The sequence below is a fragment of the Delftia sp. WSY_10 genome (assembly GCF_043104705.1).
Taxonomy (GTDB): domain Bacteria; phylum Pseudomonadota; class Gammaproteobacteria; order Burkholderiales; family Burkholderiaceae_C; genus Comamonas; species Comamonas tsuruhatensis.
In genome coordinates this window covers 645,102-665,316 of record NZ_JBICKY010000056.1, presented here as the reverse complement: position 1 = coordinate 665,316, position 20,215 = coordinate 645,102, and the positions used below count along the sequence as shown (strand labels likewise).

At 68.0% G+C, this 20,215-nt stretch carries 19 protein-coding genes; 5 read left to right on the top strand and 14 right to left on the bottom strand.

The window, feature by feature from the left end; genetic code table 11:
• Positions 1–47: 47 nt before the first annotated feature.
• Together ACF8ML_RS25670 and ACF8ML_RS25665 are read right to left on the bottom strand one after the other, a co-directional pair.
• On the bottom strand, positions 48–1,064 hold the full coding sequence (locus tag ACF8ML_RS25670) for a Bug family tripartite tricarboxylate transporter substrate binding protein (RefSeq protein ID WP_392408328.1): 1,017 nt from the start codon (positions 1,062–1,064) through the stop codon (positions 48–50).
• A 14-nt stretch (positions 1,065–1,078) separates the two neighbouring features.
• A complete protein-coding gene (locus ACF8ML_RS25665; protein WP_016451791.1) occupies positions 1,079–2,248 on the bottom strand; it encodes a M20 family metallopeptidase in 1,170 nt (389 codons plus the stop codon).
• Between the two features lie 77 nt (positions 2,249–2,325).
• Here ACF8ML_RS25665 and ACF8ML_RS25660 point away from each other — a divergent pair, with 77 nt between their 5' ends.
• Positions 2,326–3,273: a MurR/RpiR family transcriptional regulator gene (locus tag ACF8ML_RS25660; protein WP_016450279.1), complete on the top strand. Its 948-nt coding sequence runs from the start codon at positions 2,326–2,328 to the stop codon at positions 3,271–3,273.
• Here ACF8ML_RS25660 and ACF8ML_RS25655 read toward each other — a convergent pair.
• The 8 genes from ACF8ML_RS25655 to ACF8ML_RS25620 form a co-directional block, all read right to left on the bottom strand.
• On the bottom strand, positions 3,266–5,680 hold the full coding sequence (locus ACF8ML_RS25655) for a TonB-dependent siderophore receptor (protein WP_043789941.1): 2,415 nt from the start codon (positions 5,678–5,680) through the stop codon (positions 3,266–3,268). The genes ACF8ML_RS25660 and ACF8ML_RS25655 overlap by 8 nt on opposite strands.
• Positions 5,681–6,040: 360 nt before the next feature.
• Positions 6,041–7,087, bottom strand: coding sequence for a FecR domain-containing protein (locus ACF8ML_RS25650; protein ID WP_252651484.1), 1,047 nt, complete (start codon positions 7,085–7,087; stop codon positions 6,041–6,043).
• On the bottom strand, positions 7,084–7,695 hold the full coding sequence (locus ACF8ML_RS25645) for an RNA polymerase sigma factor (protein WP_224986090.1): 612 nt from the start codon (positions 7,693–7,695) through the stop codon (positions 7,084–7,086). Before ACF8ML_RS25645 ends, ACF8ML_RS25650 begins: the two co-directional genes overlap by 4 nt.
• A 190-nt stretch (positions 7,696–7,885) precedes the next feature.
• Entirely contained in the window at positions 7,886–8,623 is a 738-nt protein-coding gene (locus ACF8ML_RS25640; protein ID WP_016450275.1) for an amino acid ABC transporter ATP-binding protein, read from the bottom strand.
• 25 nt (positions 8,624–8,648) lie between these two features.
• The gene (locus ACF8ML_RS25635; RefSeq protein ID WP_016450274.1) at positions 8,649–9,320 is read right to left on the bottom strand and encodes an amino acid ABC transporter permease; all 672 of its coding nucleotides are present in this window, start codon (positions 9,318–9,320) and stop codon (positions 8,649–8,651) included.
• A gap of 1 nt (position 9,321) precedes the next feature.
• Positions 9,322–10,074 carry an amino acid ABC transporter permease gene (locus ACF8ML_RS25630; RefSeq protein WP_016450273.1) on the bottom strand — a complete coding sequence of 251 codons (753 nt, stop codon included), beginning with the start codon at positions 10,072–10,074 and terminating at the stop codon, positions 9,322–9,324.
• A 113-nt stretch (positions 10,075–10,187) separates the two neighbouring features.
• Positions 10,188–11,087, bottom strand: coding sequence for a transporter substrate-binding domain-containing protein (locus ACF8ML_RS25625; protein ID WP_016450272.1), 900 nt, complete (start codon positions 11,085–11,087; stop codon positions 10,188–10,190).
• 441 nt (positions 11,088–11,528) lie between these two features.
• Positions 11,529–12,464 (bottom strand): LysR substrate-binding domain-containing protein, encoded by a 936-nt coding sequence (locus ACF8ML_RS25620; RefSeq protein ID WP_016450271.1) that lies wholly within the window; start codon positions 12,462–12,464, stop codon positions 11,529–11,531.
• Between the two features lie 326 nt (positions 12,465–12,790).
• Here ACF8ML_RS25620 and ACF8ML_RS25615 point away from each other — a divergent pair, with 326 nt between their 5' ends.
• The 3 genes from ACF8ML_RS25615 to ACF8ML_RS25605 are packed head-to-tail and all read left to right on the top strand — an operon-like array spanning position 12,791 to position 15,701.
• A complete protein-coding gene (locus ACF8ML_RS25615) occupies positions 12,791–13,330 on the top strand; it encodes a TRAP transporter small permease (RefSeq protein WP_016450270.1) in 540 nt (179 codons plus the stop codon).
• A complete protein-coding gene (locus ACF8ML_RS25610; RefSeq protein WP_016451794.1) occupies positions 13,327–14,625 on the top strand; it encodes a TRAP transporter large permease in 1,299 nt (432 codons plus the stop codon). Before ACF8ML_RS25615 ends, ACF8ML_RS25610 begins: the two co-directional genes overlap by 4 nt.
• Before the next feature lie 32 nt (positions 14,626–14,657).
• The gene (locus ACF8ML_RS25605) at positions 14,658–15,701 is read left to right on the top strand and encodes a DctP family TRAP transporter solute-binding subunit (protein WP_016451795.1); all 1,044 of its coding nucleotides are present in this window, start codon (positions 14,658–14,660) and stop codon (positions 15,699–15,701) included.
• Positions 15,702–15,871: 170 nt separating this feature from the next.
• Here the strand turns inward: ACF8ML_RS25605 and ACF8ML_RS25600 are convergent, their stop codons facing one another.
• Positions 15,872–16,540 (bottom strand): TetR/AcrR family transcriptional regulator, encoded by a 669-nt coding sequence (locus ACF8ML_RS25600; RefSeq protein WP_392408327.1) that lies wholly within the window; start codon positions 16,538–16,540, stop codon positions 15,872–15,874.
• A 116-nt stretch (positions 16,541–16,656) separates the two neighbouring features.
• Here ACF8ML_RS25600 and ACF8ML_RS25595 point away from each other — a divergent pair, with 116 nt between their 5' ends.
• Positions 16,657–17,097, top strand: a complete 441-nt coding sequence (locus tag ACF8ML_RS25595; RefSeq protein WP_392408326.1) for a hypothetical protein — start codon at positions 16,657–16,659, stop codon at positions 17,095–17,097.
• 8 nt (positions 17,098–17,105) lie between these two features.
• On the opposite strand, the gene ACF8ML_RS25590 is transcribed toward ACF8ML_RS25595, so the two are convergent.
• The 3 genes from ACF8ML_RS25590 to ACF8ML_RS25580 form a co-directional block, all read right to left on the bottom strand.
• Positions 17,106–18,053 (bottom strand): 2-hydroxyacid dehydrogenase, encoded by a 948-nt coding sequence (locus tag ACF8ML_RS25590; RefSeq protein ID WP_392408325.1) that lies wholly within the window; start codon positions 18,051–18,053, stop codon positions 17,106–17,108.
• 79 nt (positions 18,054–18,132) lie between these two features.
• Positions 18,133–19,095, bottom strand: a complete 963-nt coding sequence (locus ACF8ML_RS25585; RefSeq protein ID WP_392408324.1) for a PDR/VanB family oxidoreductase — start codon at positions 19,093–19,095, stop codon at positions 18,133–18,135.
• A gap of 34 nt (positions 19,096–19,129) precedes the next feature.
• Positions 19,130–20,206, bottom strand: coding sequence for a Rieske 2Fe-2S domain-containing protein (locus ACF8ML_RS25580; protein WP_392408323.1), 1,077 nt, complete (start codon positions 20,204–20,206; stop codon positions 19,130–19,132).
• Between the last annotated feature and the right edge of the window lie 9 nt (positions 20,207–20,215).

Genomic DNA, 20,215 nt, shown 5'->3' with positions numbered 1-20,215 from the left:
CGCCCGGCCATCCGGGGCGCCCTGGGGGCGCCCTGGGCGTGCCCTGCTTACTCGGCCACGATATGGGCCTTGCGCACCACCTCGCCGAAGAGCTTCAGGCGCTCGGCCATCATCTTCTCGAACGCGGCAGGGCTCATCTCCTCGGGCGCGACCACGCCGCGCTCCTTGAGGCTGGCCACCATGGCAGGCGCGGTGGCGGCTTGGCGCACGGCCTTGTGCAGCGTCTGCACGATGGCGTCGGGCGTGCCCGCAGGCGCCGCGATGCCGGTCCAGGAGCTCATGTTGAGCTGGGGATAGCCGACCTCGGCCATGGTGGGCACGTCGGGCAGCATGGGCAGGCGCTGCTCCGAGGCCACGACCAGGGCTCGCACCTTGCCCGACTGCACATGGGGCAGCATGAAGACCAGGTTGTCGAGGATGAACTGCACCTCGTTGCCGATGGCCGCCGTGACCAGCGGCGAGCCGCCGCGGTAGGGAATGTGGGTGGCGAAGATGCCCGTGGCGGCCTTGAGCATTTCCACGTTGAGCTGGCCCATGCTGCCGATGCCGGCGCTGCCGTAGTTGACCTGGCCGGGGCGCTTTTTCACGTACTCGATGAACTCCTGGAAGTTCTTCACGGGCAGGCTGGAATGCACCATCAGCGCATTGGGCTGGCGGCCCAGGATGGCGATGTTCTCGAAGTCCTTGATGGGGTCGTAGCCGATCTTGGGCTGGGTCAGCGGATTGGCCAGGTGGCTGCTTTGCGAGGACACGACCAGGGTGTAGCCGTCCGGCTTGGCGCGTGACACGTACTGCGTGGCGACCGAGCCGCCCGCGCCGGGACGGTTCTCCACCACGATGGGCACGCCCAGGATGCGCGACAGGGGCTCGGCGTACTGGCGGCCCATGATGTCCACCGAGCCGCCGGGCGGAAACGGCACGACCAGCGTGATCGTGCGCGAGGGGTACTTGTCATCGGCGCGTGCGGCCATCGGCGCCAGCGCGGACAGGCCCGCCAGGCCAAGGCCTGCGCCCAGCAGCTTGCGGCGGGTGGGGAAGGATGCATTCACGGACAGGTTTTTCATGGGTATCAGCGGAGTCAAGGATGGTCGAAGATGGCGAGGGCCACGGCCTGGGCGCGCGGCACGAAGGTGGCCAGCTCGCAGTACTCGCGCTCGGTATGGGGATGGCCGCCCACGGGGCCGGTGGCGCACAGCGTGGGCACGCCCACCGAGGCCGTGAGGCCGCTGTCGGCCGCGCCGCCCGTGAACTCGCCCTGCACGTCGAAGCCCAGCGACTGCGCGCCGCGACGGTACAGCTGCAGCAGCGCATCGGGCGTGGGCGCCATGGGCAGGGTGCGGCGCACGGCGGTGACGCGGCCCTGGGTGCGGGGCACGGATTCTTCCTCCACGATGGCGCGGATGCGCTCCATCAGCGCATCGGGATCGGTCTGGGCCGTGTAGCGCACATCGAGCTCGGCCTTGGCGTGGGGCGCCACCATGTTCGGCACGATGCCGCCCTGCAGCACGCCCACATTGGTGGTCGTGCCCGTGGCGGGATCGGTCAGCGCATGCAGGGCCAGCAGCTTGCGCGCCATGGCTTCCAGCGCGCTGGCGCCGGCCGCGTGGTTGATGCCGGCGTGGGCGGCCACGCCCTGTACCTCGAACTCCACGGCCATCGATCCCTTGCGGCTGGTCACCAGGTTGCCGCTGACGCGGCCCGGCTCGGCGTTGAAGACGGCGCGCGCACCGCGCACCGTATCCATGATGGTCTGGCGCGTGGCGGGCGAGCCGATCTCCTCGTCGCACGAGAAGAACAGCTTGAGCGGCGCGCCCAGGCCGCCGCAGCGCGCAAAGGCCTCGGCCACGAAGACGTTGAGCACCAGGCCCGACTTCATGTCGGCCACGCCGGGACCGTAGGCCCGGCCTTCTTCCACGCGGAAGGGGCGGCGCGCCACGGTGCCGGCCGGAAAGACCGTGTCCATGTGGCCCATCAGATAGATGGGCGCGCCCTCGCCGGGCCCGGGCACGTCGGCATGCAGCAGCACGCCGTAGCCGGGAACGTCCTCGAAGCGCACGGCCACGCCGGCCGCCTCCAACCGCTCGCGCAGGGCCTGGGCCACGGCCAGGATGCCGGCTTCATCGCGGCTGCCGCTGTCGATATCGACAATCCTGTGCAACAGATCTTGCATGGCCTGCTGCTGGCCGCCCAGCCAGTCCAGCAGTCTCGCGCGCTGCTGCACGCGGCTTTGTTCGAGGGTATCGTGCATGGTGGAATCTCCAGAGTGCATGCAGTGTTGCACGCGACCCCCTATTTTGCAACACACGTTGCATATACAAGAAAAACATGAAATCACCATTGCAAAAAGCCGCGCTGCTGCTGCCGCAGCGCCTGGCGCAGCAGGGCGCGGAACTGACGGCCAGCGAGCAGACGCTGGCCCAGACCCTGGGCAGCGACTATCCGCATGCGCTGCTGGAATCGGCCACCGCCCTGGCAGCGCGCACAGGCACCAGCGCCTCGACCGTGGTGCGCCTGTTCGCCAAGCTCGGCTATGCCAGCTATGCCGAGGCCCAGCGCGAGGCGCGCGGCGAGGTGACGGCGCTGCTGCAGACGGCTGCCCAGCGCGCGCCCGTGCTGCTGGGCGCGCAGCGCAGCCTGAGCGAGTGCGTGGACGATGCACTGCTGCACGACCAGCACAACATCCAGTCCACGCGCGAGGGGCTGGACATGGCGGCCTTCGAGGCCATGGCCCGGCAGCTCGCGCAGGACGAGGGCCGGGTGTTCGTGCTGGCCCAGCTCAACAGCTCGCCGGTCTCCGCCTGGCTGGCCCTGCACCTGAACATGTGCCGCCCCGGCGTGCAGCAGCTGGATGCAGGCGCCATCGCCCCGGCCGACCAGCTGCTGTGGGTAGGCCCCACCGACACGCTGCTGGCCTTCAGCGTGAGCCAGTATTCACGCGGCACCTACGAGGTGGCGCAGCGATTTTCGGAAGCCGGCGCCCGGGTGCTGGCCATCACCGACAGCCCCACGGCCCCCCTGGCCACCGTGGCCCACCACTGGCTGCAGGTGCGCACGGCCAATGCCTCGCCCTTTCACTCCTACACGGCCGCCTTCTACCTGTGCAATGCCCTGGTCTCGGCCGTGGCCCAGTTGCGCCATGCCGATGTGTCCGAGGCGCTGGCCCGGCGCGACGCGCTGTGGAGGGAGTTCAACCACCAGCTGATCAGGACGCCCGAGCCGCGCGGGCCGGCTCGCGCCGCGCGCAAGCCACCCGCGCGCAGGTCTTCTACATAGACCAGTAGTACTTGAAGCTCAGCGTGGCCTCGCGATCCACGCCGCGGAAGATGCCTGCGAAGTACTTGCGGTTGAACAGGTTGTTGATGTTCAGCGCGATGCGGTACTGCGGCGTCTCGTAGGCCAGCGCCAGGTCGGCCAGCGTGGCGGAGTCGTTGATGTTCAGCGTGCCGTCCGCCGCCACGTTGTAGGGAGAGCGACCCTTGTAGCGCAGGCCGCCGGCCACCATCAGCCCCGGCACCGCGCGCGGGCGGTAGTCCAGCCACAGGCTGGCCATGTGGCGTGTGGTCTGTATGGTCTGGCGGCCGATTTCGGCGGGCCGGTTGCTCTGCGTGGTGCGCGGGTCCAGGTAGGTGTAGCTGGCCAGCGCGTTCAGCTCGCGCGTGAGCGCGAAGCGGCCTTCCAGCTCCAGCCCCGTGGAGCGCACCTCGCCCGTCTGGATGCTGAAGCGCGGGTGGTCGGGGTCCAGCGTGGTGACGTTGGTCTGGCGCAGGTCGAAGACCGAGGCCGTGATCAGCGAGGTGCTTCCCGGAGGCTGGTACTTCACGCCCGCCTCGTACTGCTTGCCGCGCCGGGGCTCGAACGGATTGCCGTCGTACTGCAGGCCCGTGACCGGATCGAAGGAGGTCGCATAGCTCGCATAGGGCGCCCAGCCGCTGTCGAACAGGTAGAGCAGGCCCGCGCTGCCGGTGGTGGCGCTGTCGCTCATGCGCGGCTGGGTGCTGCTGTTCTGCGTGGTGCGCGCCTGGTCATGGCGCAGGCTGAGATTGGCCACCCAGCGGTCCCACTTGAACTGGTTGAGCGTGTAGATGCCGGTCTGGCGCAGGTCCGTGCGGCTGTCCTCCAGCTCTGGATAGGCGATGGACTGGCCATAGGCGGGGTCGAGCATGTCCAGGTCGGGCACATCCCAGCCAAAGCCCAGGCCGCCGCGCTCCCTGTACTTCACATGGTCCATGCCGAAGGCCATCCGGTGCTGCAGCCCGCCCCAGCGCAGGTCCTTGTGCAGGCGGGTGTCCAGCGCCAGCGTACGGCCCTTGGTGCGCTGGGCCAGGCTGGCGCGCGAGACGCTTCGGCCGTCGGCCAGCACGTCCATGGCGTAGATATGGCGGTAATCGATGTCGATGGTGGAGTAGCGCAGGTTCTGCGTGAGCTGCCAGCCGCTGTCGGTCTGGTGCGAGAACTCGTAGCCCAGTGATCGCGTGTCGCGGTCGAAGCGGTCGAAGGACGGGTCGCCGGCGGTCAGGTGCGCGGGCAGGTCCTTGATCTGCGGGTAGGTGAACAGGCTGGGCCACCAGGACTTGGGCGTGCCGCGCTCGCGCGAGTAGCTGCCCAGCACGGTCAGGTGGGTGCGGCCGGAGAGGTTCCAGCGCAGCGAGGGCGCGATGGAGATGCGGTCATCGCGCGAGCCCACGGTGCGTCCGTCGCTGTCACGCGCCTTGAGGTTGAGCCGGTACAGCAGGTCGCCCGAGGCATCCAGCGCGCCGCCCAGATCGGCCGTGGCCTGGGCGCGCTGGTAGCGGCCATAGGACAGGCCCACGCTGTTCACATGGTCGGCCTCGGGTTTCTTGGAGACCACGTTGATCACGCCGCCCGGCCGCCCCTGGCCAAAGAGCACGGAGGCCGGGCCCTTGATGACCTCGATGCTGTCCAGCTCGTCGATCTCGTCGTTCCACGAACCATAGGTGCCGGCCGAGAACTGCCGCAGCCCGTCCTTGTAGTAGGAGCTGCCATCGCTGAACCCCCGGATGATGGCGCCCGTCATGCGCAGGTCCGCGCCCGTGACTTCGGTGGACACGCCGGCCGTGTACGACAGGGCCTGCTCGATGCTCTTGGGCGCCTGGTTCTGCAGCTGCTCCTGGGTGACGATGGAGATGGAGCGCGGCGTCTCGATCAGCGGCGTGTCCAGCTTGGTGCTGGCGCTCCTGCCGCTGCCCACGTAGCTGCCCGGCGCGGCCATGCGCTGCGAGGTCACGTTGACCGTGGACAGCGTGGTGCCCGCCGACGCCTGCGGCGCAGGCTCAGGCGCAGGCGCCTTTCGCAGCGTGAACGTGCCCTGCTCGGTGCTGTGCGCGGTCACGCCGGTGCCGGCCAACAGCCGGTCCATGGCCTCCTGCGGCGTGAAGCTGCCCCGGAGGGCCGGCGCCTGGCGGCCGCCCAGCACGGCTTCGTCGTACAGCACCTGGAACTGGGTCTGGCGGCCGAAGGCGCGCAGCGCGTTGATCAGCGGCTGGGCCGGCTGGTCAAAGGCCAGCCGCTGTCCGGATGACGGCATCGGTGAAGAGGCGGCCGGCTGCTGAAGCTGTTGCGCACGGGCGGACGGCGCGGCGCCCATGCCGGCCACGGCACCGGCCACCAGCCACGCCAGCAGGCGCGGACTGGCCTGCGGGCCGGCGCCCTGCTCCTTCATGTTCCTGCGTCGGGCATGTGTGCCCCTGCCTGCGAATTCCCTGCCTGCTGCTTCTTGCGCTCTCATTGCCACTCCGTTGCTGTGCCGTTGCACGGGCACGCGACAGGCAGGCCGCAGGCAGCCGTCGCGGGCGATCAGGAACCGCGCCGGACAAGCCATGCCAGCCCACCCGCGCATGCGCGTCAGGTGTTGCGGCCGTTGGCTGGGGCGTGAGGGACGAGCGCCCTCGGTGGTCCTTGGCTGGCAGCCGTGCGGGCCTGGAAAATCCACGCCCCTGCCCCTATAGAAGCCAAGAGCGGTGCAAAGCTGGAACCTGGGGTTGTCCACCAATTTGAAACAAATTGTTTCCCGTCCTTCGATTCATCCCCGCACGATCAGCCAACCTCCGCCGTTGCGCGGCTGCACGCGCACCGCAATCAAGGCCGGCAGCGCGCGCACAAAGCGCTCGGGCGCGGCCGTGGCCAGCAGGCCCGAGACACGCAGGCGGCCCAGCGACTCGTCGCCCAGCTCCACGGGCGCACCCAGATAGCGCGACAGCTCCTGCGCCACCTCCGCCAGCGGCGTGCCGCTGAAGCGCACCTGGCCCGTGCGCCAGTCGCCCACGCTGTCCGCATCGGCCACCACGGTGCTGTGCCGGCCGGCGCCGTCCACAGCCACGCCCGCGCCTGCCGCCAGCAGCAGGACATCGCCCCCGGCCCGGTCTCGCTCGGGCCGCAGCTGCACCTTGCCCTCCAGCACCTTCACCACCAGCCGCGGCGGCCCGGCGCGCACATTGAACGCGGTGCCCACCACCCGGACGCGGCTGGCGCCGGAGTCCACGGTGAAGGGCCTGTCCGGGCCGGGCGTGACCTCGAAGAAGGCCTCGCCCCGATCCAGCACCACCTCGCGGCGGCGCGGGTAGTAGCGCACCTGGAGTTCGCTGTCCACGTTGAGGGCCACGCGCGAGCCATCGGGCAGCTCGATGCTCTGCGTCTGCCCGGGCGCCGTGCGGGCCTGCAGCGTATAGCCTGGCGTGTGGTCCCAGCGGTACCAGCCACCCCAGGCCAGCAGCGAGACCACCGCCAGCACGGACAGGGCCGCCGCAGGGCGGCCGGGCCAGCGGGCAAGAACGCGCTGGCGCGGCGGCGCGGCCGCTGGTGCAGCGCAGACGGCAGGCGCGGCGGGCGGCACCGCTGCGCCGAACTCATCGGGAAACAATTCCCTGAGCTGTGGCGCGCCATGCCAGTGGCGCGACATGCCTTCGAAGATGCTGCGGTGCAGCGGGTGGGCGCCCAGCCACGCATCCAGCGCGCGCTCATCGGCGCCCGTCCAGTCCGGCTGCTGGCGGCGCACGAACCAGTCGGCCGCCCTGTCATGCAGCCCCACCAGCTCCTGCGGCGAAACGCCCGGGGGAAGTTCGTTGCTCATCGTGTGTTCTCTGCGGCGCCCGGCCGCTGCTCGTCTGCGCGCAGCAGGGCACGCATTTGCTCGGCGCTGGCGTAGCGTACGCGGATCTCGCAATAGGACAGTGCCCGGCTCAGGTGGCGCGAGACCATGCGCACGGTGATGTCCATGCGCTCGGCCGTCTGCTCCAGCGTCAGTTCCTGCACGCGGTGCAGCACGAAGGCCTGGCGCTGGCGCTCGGGCAGCTCGTTCAGGGCATCGCGCAGCCGGGCCAGGCGCTGGCGGCGCTCATCGTCCAGCGCATGGTCGGCTCCGTCGCGGGCCGGCAGGGCCTCGACCTCGTCGCGGCAATCCTCCACGGACACCAGCCGCACACCGGCCTGCTGCGGCGCCGTGCGGTGCGCGAAGGCCGCCACGCTGCGCACGACCTGATGCAGATAGGGCCGCTCTTCGTCCACGGGCAGGCGCTTGTCGGCCGACAGCATGCGCACGAAGACTTCCTGGGAGGCATCCTCGATATCGGCCGGGCTCTTGAAGTACCGCGCCAGCATGCGCTGCAGCGGCTTGCGCCAGCGGGTGTAGAGACTGCGGGAATGGCCACCGGGCTCTCCCGGGGCGTCGTCGCGCTTCATGGCAGGCATGGCACGGCGGACGTGGAAGTTGTCCGGTGGCGGGGAAATGGGGGCGGGATCTGGAGCACGGTGCAAACAGCTGAGCCGGCGATTGTATCGAGAACGATTCTCATCATCGTCTCGCCGCGGCCACAAAAAAGGGGCGCCGAAGCGCCCCCTTGATTGCCGTGCCCGCAAGGGCCGCACCGGTTCAGTGCTGCAGGATCTTGTTGAGGAATTCCTTGGTCCGGGGCTGGCGCGCTTCCGGGTTGCCGAAGAATTCGTCCTTGGAGCAGTCCTCCAGGATCTTGCCGCCCACGTCCATGAAGATCACGCGGCTGGCCACCTTGCGCGCAAAGCCCATTTCGTGGGTCACGCACATCATGGTCATGCCTTCGTTGGCCAGGCCGATCATCACGTCCAGCACTTCGCCGACCATTTCGGGGTCCAGCGCGGAGGTGGGTTCGTCGAACAGCATCACGATGGGGTCCATGGACAGCGCGCGCGCAATGGCCACGCGCTGCTGCTGGCCGCCCGACAGCTGGCCCGGGAACTTGTCCTTGTGCGCCGTCAGGCCCACGCGGTCCAGCATCTTGAGGCCGCGCTTCCTGGCGTCGTCCGCGCTGCGGCCCAGCACCTTGACCTGGGCAATGGTCAGGTTCTCGGTCACCGACAGGTGCGGGAACAGCTCGAAGTGCTGGAACACCATGCCCACGCGGCTGCGCAGCTTGGGCAGGTTGGTCTTGGGATCGTGCACGGCCACGCCGTCCACGAAGATCTCGCCCTTCTGGAAGGGCTCCAGCGCGTTGATGGTCTTGATCAGCGTGGACTTGCCCGACCCCGACGGGCCGCAGACCACCACGACCTCACCCTTCTGGATGTTGGTGGAGCAGTCGGTCAGCACTTGAAAGCTGCCGTACCACTTGGAAACGTTCTTGAGTTCAATCATTGCAATTCCTCAATGGGGTGCTGGCTCATCGAATGATGGCAATCTTTTTGTGCAGGCGCTTCACTGCCCAGGACAGCGAATAGCACAGCACGAAGTAGGTCACGCCAGCGGCCAGATAGGATTCGATGGGACGGCCGTAGTTCTTGCCGGCCACTTCGAAGCCCTTGAGCATGTCGTAGGCACCGATGGCATAGACCAGCGAGGTGTCCTGGAACAGGATGATGGTCTGCGTCAGCAGCACGGGCAGCATGTTGCGGAAGGCCTGGGGCAGCACCACGAGGCGCATGTTCTGCCCATAGGTCATGCCCATGGCCTGGCCCGCGAAGACCTGGCCGCGCGGGATGGACTGGATGCCCGCACGCATGATCTCGCTGAAGTAGGCCGCCTCGAAGGCGATGAAGGTGATGATGGCCGAGACCTCGGCGCCGATGGGCCGCCCGATGATCAGCGGCATCAGCAGGAAGAACCACAGGATCACCATCACCAGCGGCACGGAGCGCATGCCGTTGACGTAGAGCGTGGCGGGCACATCGAGCCATTTCTTGCCCGACAGGCGCATCAGCGCCAGCAGCGTGCCGAAGAGCACACCGCCGATGGTGGCGATGACGGTCAGCGTCAGGCTGAAGTACAGGCCCTTCAGCACGAAGTTGCTGAACAGGTCCCAGGTGAAGAACGACCAGTCGATTTGCAGGTTCATGTCAGTGTCCTCCGCCGCTGGCAGCGATCAGGCCCGGGACGCGCGAGCGCTTCTCGATGAAGGCCATGATGCGGTTGATGGCAAAGGCGGAGACCACGTACAGGCCGGTGACGGCCAGGTAGATCTCGATGCCGCGCGAAGTCTCTTCCTGCGCCTGCATGGCGAACATGGTCAGTTCGGCCACGGACACGGCAAACGCCACGGACGAGTTCTTGAACACGTTCATGGTCTCGCTGGTCAGCGGCGGAATGATGATGCGAAACGCCATGGGCAGCAGCACGTAGCGGTAGTACTGGAACGTGGTGAAACCCAGCGCCATGCCCGCGTACCGCTGGCCGCGCGGCAGCGCCTGGATGCCGGAACGCACCTGCTCGGCGATACGCGCAGAGGTGAAGAAGCCCAGCGCAAGCACCACGAGCACGAAGCCCGGCAGGGACTTCAGCGCGGGGAAGATGGACGGCACCACGTGGTACCACATGAAGATGTGGACCAGCAGCGGAATATTGCGGAACAGTTCGACCCAGGCATTGCCCAGCCGCACGATCCACGGCCGGTCGGGCAGCGTGCGCAGCGTGCCGATCAGCGAGCCGACGATCAATGCGATCAACAGCGACAGCAGCGACACGGAAATGGTCCAGCCCCAGGCCGACAGCATCCAGTCGAGGTAGGTGATGTCGCCGTTCTTGCCGAAGCAGCTTTGACCGACCTCTTGGGTAATGGTGTCCTGGCAGAACACCTGCCAATCCCAACTCATAGGAGCACCTCTTTATTCAGATTCTTGAAAAATGCACTACCGGCAAAAACGGCGCCGCAACAAAAAACGCCCCTTCCAACCGCATGGCAGAAGGGGCGGCATTCAGCTGGTGCTTACTTGACTTCGTACGACTCCATGGGCTTGTCGTTGGGGTTGGCCCATGCGTCCTTGGTGGCGTCGGACAGCGGCAGGCCGACCTTCACGTTGGCCGGAGGAATCGGCTGCATGAACCACTTGTCATAGAGCTTGGCCAGCGAGCCATCGGCGATCTGGCGCTTGATGGAGTCGTCCACGGCCTTCTTGAAGGCGGGGTCGTCCTTGCGCAGCATGCAGGCGATGGGCTCGACCGACAGGGTTTCGCCGACGATCTTGTAGTCGGCAGGTGCCTTGGACTTGGAGATGTTGGCGGCCAGGATGGAGCCGTCCATGATGAAGGCGTCGGCACGGCCGGTTTCCAGCATCAGGAAGCTGTCGGCGTGGTCCTTGCCCATGACTTCCTTGAAGGTCAGGCCGTCGGCGCGCTTGTTCTTGCGCAGGGTCTGCACCGAGGTGGTGCCCGTCGTCGTGACGATGGTCTTGCCGTTCAGGTCCTTGATGCCGGTGATGCCGGAGTTGCCCTTGACGGCGATGCGCACTTCTTCCACATAGGTGGTCACGGCGAAGGCCACATCCTTTTGACGGGCCTGGCTGTTGGTGGTGGAGCCGCACTCGATGTCCACGGTGCCATTGGTCACCAGGGGGATGCGGTTCTGCGAGGTGACGGGCTGGTACTTGATGTCCAGCTTGGCCAGGCCCAGCTGCTTCTGGATGTCGGCCAGCACGCGCTCGCCCATCTCGGTGTGGAAGCCCACGTACTTGCCATTGCCCAGCGTATAGCCCAGGCCGGAGGATTCACGCACGCCCAGCGTCACGGCGCCGGAGGACTTGATCTTGGCCAGGGTGTCGCCAGCCTGCGCAAAAGCGCTGCCTGCAGCCAGGGCGGTCACGGCGATGGCCAACAAATGCTTCTTCATACGGGTCTCCTGAGATGAGAACGAAAACGGTCTTGATGAGAACGGTCGAGTCGCCTTGTGGGCTGGCTCGAACTATCAACGATGTGACACATATTGTGCAATCACGCACGGTGCTGGAGCACCGACACGTGCTAGGGCTTTCCAGCACGTCAGCCAGATTCAGGTAAGCAACTGCCGTGCCATGGCACGCGTTTTTTGCCCGATCCAGCGCGCCTGGGGGCCTGCACACGGCGTGGCTGCTGTGCGCGCACTCTAATGCCAGGCGTGGCAGCACAGCCAATGCCGTTTGCAGAAACCCTTATGCATGCCATGCATAATAGGTGTTTACCCTAGGCATAACCCATGCACCAAGTCGGTCTCTTGAAGGGCTTTGCCATGCACCAGCGTGCAGCAAAAAGGGGCTCGAGAGCCCCTTTGTCTTCATGAGTGCCGCCTGGCGTGTCAGCCGATGGTCTCGCCCTGCTCCAGCAGGAAGTTCCACAGCGCGCCGGCCACGCCCTGGGGCGCATCCTTGCTGGTGGGTTTTTCGCGGTAGGCGCGCACTTCCATGTCCATGCGGAAACCGTCGTCACCGGCAGGTGCGGCGCTGACCAGGCGGCCGGCCTCCAGCTCGTTGCGCACGGCGCTGAATGGCAAAAAGGCCACGCCATGGCCTTCCAGCGCCATGGCCTTGAGGCCTTCGGCCATGTCGGTCTCGTAGACGCGTTCCAGGTGCACGGCCTCGGCCGCTTCCTTGAGGATGAGTTCCGTCACGCGGCCCAGGTAGGCGCCCGGCGCATAGCCCAGGTAGGGCAGCGGCTGGCCCTGGCGGCCCGGCAGCTGGTGCAGCGGCAGGCCGTCGGCGTCGGGCCTGGCGTAGGGGGCGAGCACCTCATGGCCCAGGCTGACCATCTCGTAGCGCGCCGGGTCAAGCTGGAAGGGCTGGGACGGATGGAAGTAGGCGATCAGCAGGTCGCAGCCGCCCTCGACCAGGCGCATCACGGCGTCGTGCACGTTGAGCGCGAACAGCCGGCTGCGGAACGGCCCGAACTTGGCCTGCACGCTGGAGACCCAGTTCGGGAAGAAGGTGAAGGCCAGCGTGTGCGGCACGGCAAACCCCACCATGCCCTTGCCCGCGCTGACATGGGCCCGCAGCATGGTGCGCGTGCTCTGCAGCGACTGCAGCATCTCCAGCGCCTGGTCATACATGGTCTTGCCGGCCGGCGTGAGCCGGGTCGGGTAGGAGCTGCGGTCCACAAGGTCGGTGCCGGCCCAGGCCTCCAGTGCCTGGATGCGGCGCGAGAACGCAGGTTGCGTCACATGCCGCAGTTGGGCGGAGCGGCTGAAACTGCGTGTTTCAGCCAGGCTGACGAAATCTTCTAGCCATTTGGTTTCCATGCCCGCCATTATCCGCTGTGATGGAAGGCACCCCCTGGGCGGCTACGCCGCTTCCCCCTCTCTCTCCGGGAGGGGGACGGCACCCTCGGTGCGGGGCGGCCCTTCCTCGGTGCCTCCACGCCGGGGCATGCCCGTATCAACGTCCCGCATGGGCCGCCACACTGAGGAAACCGCCATCTGATGCGGCGCTCGTATGCGCACATAATGGCGCTGCGCCGCATTTACCCAATGTGACATTTTTCCTCACGGCCCCCGGCACACGACGCCGAGGAAGCTCAGTGACTGCATCTGCCCCGCCATGTGTAATTTTCTGACTCCCCGCGTCCATGTCATCCCCTCCCACCGAAAACGGCGCCGCTGAGACGCCTTCCCAGCCGGACGAGCCGCGTTCGCTGCGCATCGAGGACTGGCTCACCGTGGTCATCATGGCCCTGCTGGCCCTGATCACCTTCGCCAATGTGCTGGTGCGCTACTTCACCTCCTCGTCCTTCGCGTGGACCGAGGAAATCTCGGTCTTCCTGATGATCCTGCTGGCCATGGTCGCGGGCTCGGCGGCCGTGGCGCGCAACGCCCACATCCGCATCGAATACTTCGCCGAAGGCGGCAGCGCCCTGCGCAGGAAGCGCCTGGCGCGCTTCGGCACGCTGATGGTGGCCCTGCTGTTCGCGGTGATCGCCGCACTGAGCGTGCGCGTGGTCTGGGACGACTACCGTTTCGAGGAAACCTCGCCCGGCATCGGCGTGCCGCAGTGGTGGTATTCGATGTGGCTGCCCATCTGCTCGGCGCTGATCACGCTGCGCGCGCTGCAACTGTTCCTGCGCCAGGGGCGCCCCGGCGCCTTCGTGGACGAGGAGAAGGCGCCATGATCGCGACCCTGCTCTTCATCGCCTTCTTGGGCCTGATGCTCCTGGGCGTGCCCATCGGCGCGGCCCTGGGCCTGGCAGGGGCGGCCGCCATCGCGCTGGCCAGCCCCGACACGCAGTGGTTCGGCCTGCTGGCAGTGCCGCAGAACTTCTATGCCGGCCTGGGCAAGTACCCGCTGCTGGCGATTCCGATGTTCGTGCTCGTGGGCTCGATCTTCGACCGCTCGGGCGTGGCGCTGCGCCTGGTGAACTTCGCCGTGGCCATCGTGGGCCGTGGCCCCGGCATGCTGCCCCTGGTGGCGATTGCCGTGGCCATGTTCCTGGGCGGCATCTCGGGCTCGGGCCCGGCCAATGCCGCTGCCGTGGGCGGCGTGATGATCGCGGCCATGAGCCGCGCCGGCTATCCCGGCAGCTTCTCGGCCAGCGTGGTGGGCGCGGCCGCGGCCACCGACATCCTGATCCCGCCGTCCGTGGCCTTCATCATCTACTCGGTGCTGGTGCCCGGCGCCTCGGTGCCGGCGCTGTTTGCGGCCGGCATGATCCCCGGCATCCTGGCCGGCGTGGCGCTGATCGTTCCGGCCGTGTGGATGTCGCGCAGGCACAGGATGGGTGCGCTGGAATCGTCCATGCCGCGCCCGCCGTTCTGGCGCAGCCTGCGCGAGGCCTCCTGGGGCCTGGCCGCCCCGGTGCTGATCCTGGGCGGCATGCGCGCCGGCTGGTTCACCCCTACCGAGGCCGCCGTGGTGGCCGTGTTCTACGGCCTGTTCGTGGGCATGGTGATCCACCGCACCATCACGCTGCGCGACCTGTATCCCATCCTGCGCGAGGCCGGCGAGCTGTCGGCCGTGATCCTGCTGGTGGTGTCGCTGGCCGGCATCTTCGCGTTCTCGCTGTCCACGCTGGGCGTGATCGATCCGGTGGCCAAGGCCATCGTGGAATCGGGCCTGGGCGAGTACGGCGTGATGGCGCTGCTGATCCTGCTGCTGATCACCGTGGGCATGTTCCTGGACGGCATCTCCATCTTCCTGATCTTCGTGCCGCTGCTGCTGCCGATCATGCAGCACTACCACTGGGACCCGGTGTGGTTCGGCGTCATCCTCACGCTCAAGGTGGCGCTGGGCCAGTTCACGCCGCCGCTGGCTGTGAACCTGATGGTGTCCTGCCGCATCGCGGGCGTGCGCATGGAGTCCACCGTGCGCTGGGTCGGCCCCATGCTGCTGGCCATGTTCCTGGTGATGATCGCCGTGATCGCCTTCCCGCAGCTGGCTCTCTGGCTCCCAGCACGCCTGGGCTACTGATTTCCCAAAAATTCAACAAGGAGACCTTCGCAATGAAACTTCGCACTTTCCTCGCCAGCGGCCTGGCCGCAGCGGCGGCCCTGGCCCTTTCGTCCGCTCCCGCAGTGGCGCAGACACCGGCCAAGTACAAGAGCGAGTACCGCATGTCGCTGGTGCTGGGCACGGCCTTTCCCTGGGGCAAGGGCGGCGAGATCTGGGCCAACAAGGTGCGCGAGCGCACCAACGGCCGCATCAACATCAAGCTCTACCCGGGCGTGTCCCTGATCCAGGGCGACCAGACGCGCGAATTCAGCGCGCTGCGCCAGGGCGTGATCGACATGGCCGTGGGCTCCACGCTGAACTGGTCGCCCCAGATCAAGGAGCTGAACCTGTTCGCCCTGCCCTTCCTGATGCCCGACTACGCGGCCGCCGACGCGCTCACGCATGGCGAGCCCGGCAAGCGCCTGTTCCAGCGCCTGGACAAGGCCGGCGTGGTGCCGCTGGCCTGGGGCGAGAACGGCTACCGCGAGATCAGCAACTCCAAGCACGCCATCAAGACCCCTGCCGACCTCAAGGGCCTGAAGATCCGCGTCGTGGGCTCGCCGCTGTTCCTGGACACCTTCACCGCGCTGGGCGCCAACCCCACGCAGATGAGCTGGGCCGATGCCCAGCCCGCCATGGCCAGCGGCGCCGTGGACGGCCAGGAGAACCCCGTCTCGGTCTACATGGCCGCCAAGCTGCAGTCCGTGGGCCAGAAGCATCTGACGCTGTGGGGCTACATCAACGATCCGCTGATCTTCGTGGTCAACAAGGACATCTGGGCCACCTGGACCAAGGAAGACCAGGACATCGTGCGCCAGGCCGCCGTGGACGCCGCCAAGGAGCAGGTCGTGATCGCGCGCAAGGGCATGATCGAGGCCGACAAGCCCCTGCTCAAGGACCTGGCCGCCAACGGCGTGACCGTGACCCAGCTCACGCCGGCCGAGCGCGAAGCCTTCGTCAAGGCCACGCGCCCCGTCTACGACAAGTGGAAGCAGCAGGTCGGCGCCGACCTGGTGGATGTGGCGGAGAAAGCCATTGCCGCGCGAACTCGTTAGAATGCTATCGGTTGATCGCACACTCCGGTAGAAGCAAAAGGCCCCGCTCTGCGGGGCCTTTTTTTCGCCATCCTGCTTCGCAAGGACGACCAGGACTTCAGCCCGCCCATCAAGGCATGCCTTGCTGCGAAGCCGGTCCAGCGAAATGGCACAGGCACAGCCCCTGCTGCCTATGGGGCAGGGGCACGGGCAGCGGCTCCCGCGTCCGTCGCGCCACCCAGCAACATATCTGCCCCCATCTCGCACAGCAGCTCCTCCAGTGCGCCCGAGGCGATCAGCGGCGAAGCCTCCAGCGAGGCAAAGCGCACCGTGCCCAGCACGGCCCGCGTGGCCACGTAAAGGCGCGCATAGGACAGCGAGGGGCCGCCCCAGCGCTGCAGGTGGGCGGCCATGCGCTCGGCGGTCTCGCGCATGGACAGGGCAATGCGCTCGTCACCATCCTGGCGCCAGGCAAAGCGCGCCAGCTTGCGCTGCGCGGGCGTGCGGCCCGCAAAGCCCTCGACGATGCAGGCGACCACGCCGCGCGCCACGGCCTCGCGCGGCAGGCCCTGCTCCGACGCCTGCTCCAGCCAGGCCTCGATGGCCGCGACGGCCGCAAGGCGCTGGCCATCGACCATGGCGCGCAAGACGGCCTGCTTGTCGGGGAAGTACTGGTAGAGCGTGCCGATGGAGACGCCTGCGCGCTCGGCAATGCGATTGGTGGTGAGTGCGGCTTCGCCCTCCTTGACCAGAATCTGAGCTGCTGCCTGAACAATGGCCTCCAGCGTGCGCTGCGCACGGGCCTGTACGGGCTGTCTTCTTCTCTGGGATTCAGTGGTAGCGGAGGTATGGGAGGGCATGCGGCAAAACCTGAGCACAAGGCGAGTTTTCTGCCCGGAGTTTAAGCACTACAGTGGCCGGCCATTGCAGCAAATCCCAAGGAATACACCATGAAGAAGCATCAGCACACCGGCGCGTGGGAATCCCTGCCGTGAAGGGCGTGCAACTGCTGGCCCTGGCCGCCGCCCTGTTCGACACGGCGGCCGCGCTGGCCCACTTCGCCTGCATCGTCTGGGGGGGACGTGGGCTGCGGCTCATGGGTGCCGGCGAGCGCATGGCGCGCATGGCCGAGGCCGGGCACTGGTATCCGCCGCTGGTGTCGGCGGCCATCGGCGTGGTGCTGTCGCTGCTGGCGGGGTATGCGCTGGCAGGCGCGGGCCTGCTGGGTCCCCTGCCCTTCATGCGCCCGGTGCTGGCCGGGGCCGGCCTGGTGCTGGTGGCGCGGGCCGCGGCCTTTCCGTGGCTGAAACCGCGGTTCCCGGACAACAGCGACCGCTTCTGGCATGTGTCCTCGGCCCTCTGCCTGGTCATGGGGCTGCTGCACCTGGCAGCAGCTGCCGGGATGGCACAGGGCTGAATCCAGCCTCAGGCCGTGACCGGCGAGACCAGCGGGCGGCCTTCCAGGTGGCAGCGCATGTTGGCGATGAAGCGGTCCACCGAGGCCTGCACGGCTTCGGGCGACCAGCCGCCCACATGGGGCGTGAGCACCACGGCGTCCAGGTCCAGCAGTTCGGCCGGGGGCGCGGGTTCGCTTTCGTAGACATCCAGGCCCGCGCCGGCAAGGCGGCCTTCGCGCACGGCGGCGGCCAGGGCGGCGGTATCGACCACGCTGCCGCGCGCGATATTGACCAGGTGGCCCTGCGGGCCCAGTGCGTCCAGCACCTGGGCGTTGACGAGATGGCGCGTACCCGGGCCGCCCGGCGTGGCGACCAGCAGCACATCGGCCCATTGCGCCAGGGACAGCAGGTCGCCGAAGTAGCGGTGGGGCAGCCCGCTGCGCTGGCTGCGGTTGTGGTAGCCGATCTCCATCTCGAAGCCCAGCGCGCGCTGGGCGATCTTGGCGCCGATGGCGCCCATGCCCAGGATGCCCAGGCGCTTGTGCGAGACATTGGGCGGCAGCGGCATGGCGGTGCGCCAGACGCCGTCGCGCGTGGCGCGGTCCAGGCGCACCAGGCCGCGCACGGAGGCGATCAGCAGGCCCATGGCATGGTCGGCCACGCAGTCGTCATTGGTGCCTGCGCCGTTGCCCACGGCAATGCCGTGGGCCTGCGCATGGGCGACATCAATGTTCTCGTAGCCCGCGCCCAGCGCGCAGACCAGCCTGAGGGCGGGCATGCGCTGCATCTGCGCGGCCGACAGGCCGATGGAGCCTATGGTCAGCACGGCCTGTATGCGTGCGCCGTGCTCGGCGAGAGTCGCCTCGCATTGGCTGGCGTCGGGCGCGTAGAGCAGGTCGAAGGAGGGAAAGGCCTGGGCCATCTGGCGCAGATGGGCCTCGGTATTGAAGTTGAGGACGAGCAGGGCAGGTTGCATGGCAGGAAGGCGGCGCCCGCCGCCACAGGGCGGGCCTTGGGGGAAAACCTCATTGTGCGCCGGCCGGCCGGGTCCAGCGCTACAGGTCCAGCACCAGCCGGGCGGATTTGGCGCGCGAGCAGCAGGGCAGGAACTGGTCGCAGGCGGCCTGCTCGTCCTCGGTCAGGTACATGTCGCGGTGCTCGGGCTCGCCCGAGAGCACACGCGTGAGGCAGGTGCCGCACACGCCCTGCTCGCACGAGGTCTGCACCTCCACGCCGATGCCGGCCAGCGCCTGGACCACGGTCTGCTCGGGCGCCACGCGCACCACCTGGCCGGTGCTGGCGATCTCGATCTCGAACCCGGCATCGCCCTCGCGCTGCACGGCCTCGCCTGCAAAGAACTCGTAGTGCAGGCGGTCCTCGCTCCAGCCCGATGCGCGAGCCATGCCCAGGGCCGCGTCCATGAAGCCGCGTGGGCCACAGACATACAGGTGCAGGCCCGCCTGCGGGGCGCCCAGCAGCTGCGCCATGTCGAGCGCGCCCTCGCCATCCACATGCAGGTGCACGCGGTCGGCCCAGGGCATGGACTGCAGCAGGGCCGTGAAGGCCATGCGCTCGCGCGAACGCGCGCAGTAGTGCAGTTCGAAGTCGGCACCCTCGCGCGCCAGCTGGCGCGCCATGGCCAGCACGGGCGTGATGCCTATGCCGCCGGCCAGCAGCAGATGCCGTGCGGGCTGGCCCGCATGCAGCGCGAAGTGGTTGCGCGGCGCGCCGATGGCGATCTGCTGGCCTTCCTGCACCTGTTCGTGCACGGCGGCCGAACCGCCGCGCGAGGCGGCCTCGCGCAGCACGCCGACCACGTAGCGGCCCGTGTCCTGCGGGTCGTTGCACAGCGAGTACTGGCGCACCAGGCCGCCGGGCAGGTGCAGGTCGATGTGCGAGCCGGCCGTGAAGGCGGGCAGGCTCTGGCCGTCCAGCGGCACGAGTTCAAGGCTGCAGATGTCCTGCGCCTCGGCGCATTTGCGCGCGACGCGCACCTGGAGGATGGGGTTGGCTTGCATGGGAAAAACGTGGGAATGGAGGGGTTCGGAAAAATCAGGCCGCCGCCAGCGCACGGGCGCTGGCCTCGCGCAGCCGGCTGATCACGCGGCGCGCGCGGTTGGGGCCGGCGTCCACGTGGATGTCGATGACGGGGCGCGCGCCAAAGCGCTGCTGGTTGCGGAACTGGGCCTCGATGACGACCTTGTCCTCCTCGAAGGTGGCGGCCGTCTGGTCGATCACCAGGCGCGTGGTGTCCTGCATGTCGGGATGCGGGTTGGTGGCAATGGTCCAGAAGTAGTGGGCCGAATGCTCGGTCTCCGGCGTCACGCCGTGAAATCCCCGCATGTGAAAGCCCTCGCGCTGCGGATCGTCGAGCCGGCCGCTGCCTGCGTCCATGGCGCCGGTCCAGATGCACACGTGCGAGGGGTGGAACTCCACTTCCTGCCAGCGGTCGATGCGGCCCGCGAACGGCCAGGCCGCCGCATAGGTGGGCGGCGGGTCGGAGTCGGGCATCCAGCGCAGCACGGTGACGCTGTCGCCCTCCTGGCGGACCTGCAGCTCCGCATTCATGTGGACGCCGGCGTTGCCGCCAATGGTCTTGAGGTGCACATAGCCCAGGTGGCTGAGGTCCAGCAGGTTGTCGTGGATGAGCTGGTAGGGCGCGTCGTAGTGGTAGACATCGCCGCCGAAGCGGTAGCGCGCATCGCCATGCACGGGATAGGCGGGCGGCTCCTGCGCGGGCACGGAATCGGGTGTGGCGCCCATCCAGATCCAGAGGATCTGGTCACGCTCGCGCAGGTCGAAGGACTTGACGCAGGCCTTGGGCGGTATGCGCTGCTGGCCCGGAATCTCCAGGCACTGGCCGGCGCGGTCGAACAGCAGGCCGTGGTAGCCGCAGCGCAGGCCGCGCGCCTCCACCGTGCCGCAGGACAGCGGCAGCTCGCGGTGGCAGCAGCGGTCCTCCAGCGCGGCGACGCTGCCATCGGGCGTGCGAAACAGCACGACGGGCCGGCCCAGCAGGGTGCGTGCCAGTGGCGCGTCCTGCAGCTCCCAGGCAAAGCCGGCGACATACCACTGGTCCAGCGGGAAGGCAGGCGTGGAGGCAGGTGCAATGGTGGTGCATTCGGTCATGGGTTCTCC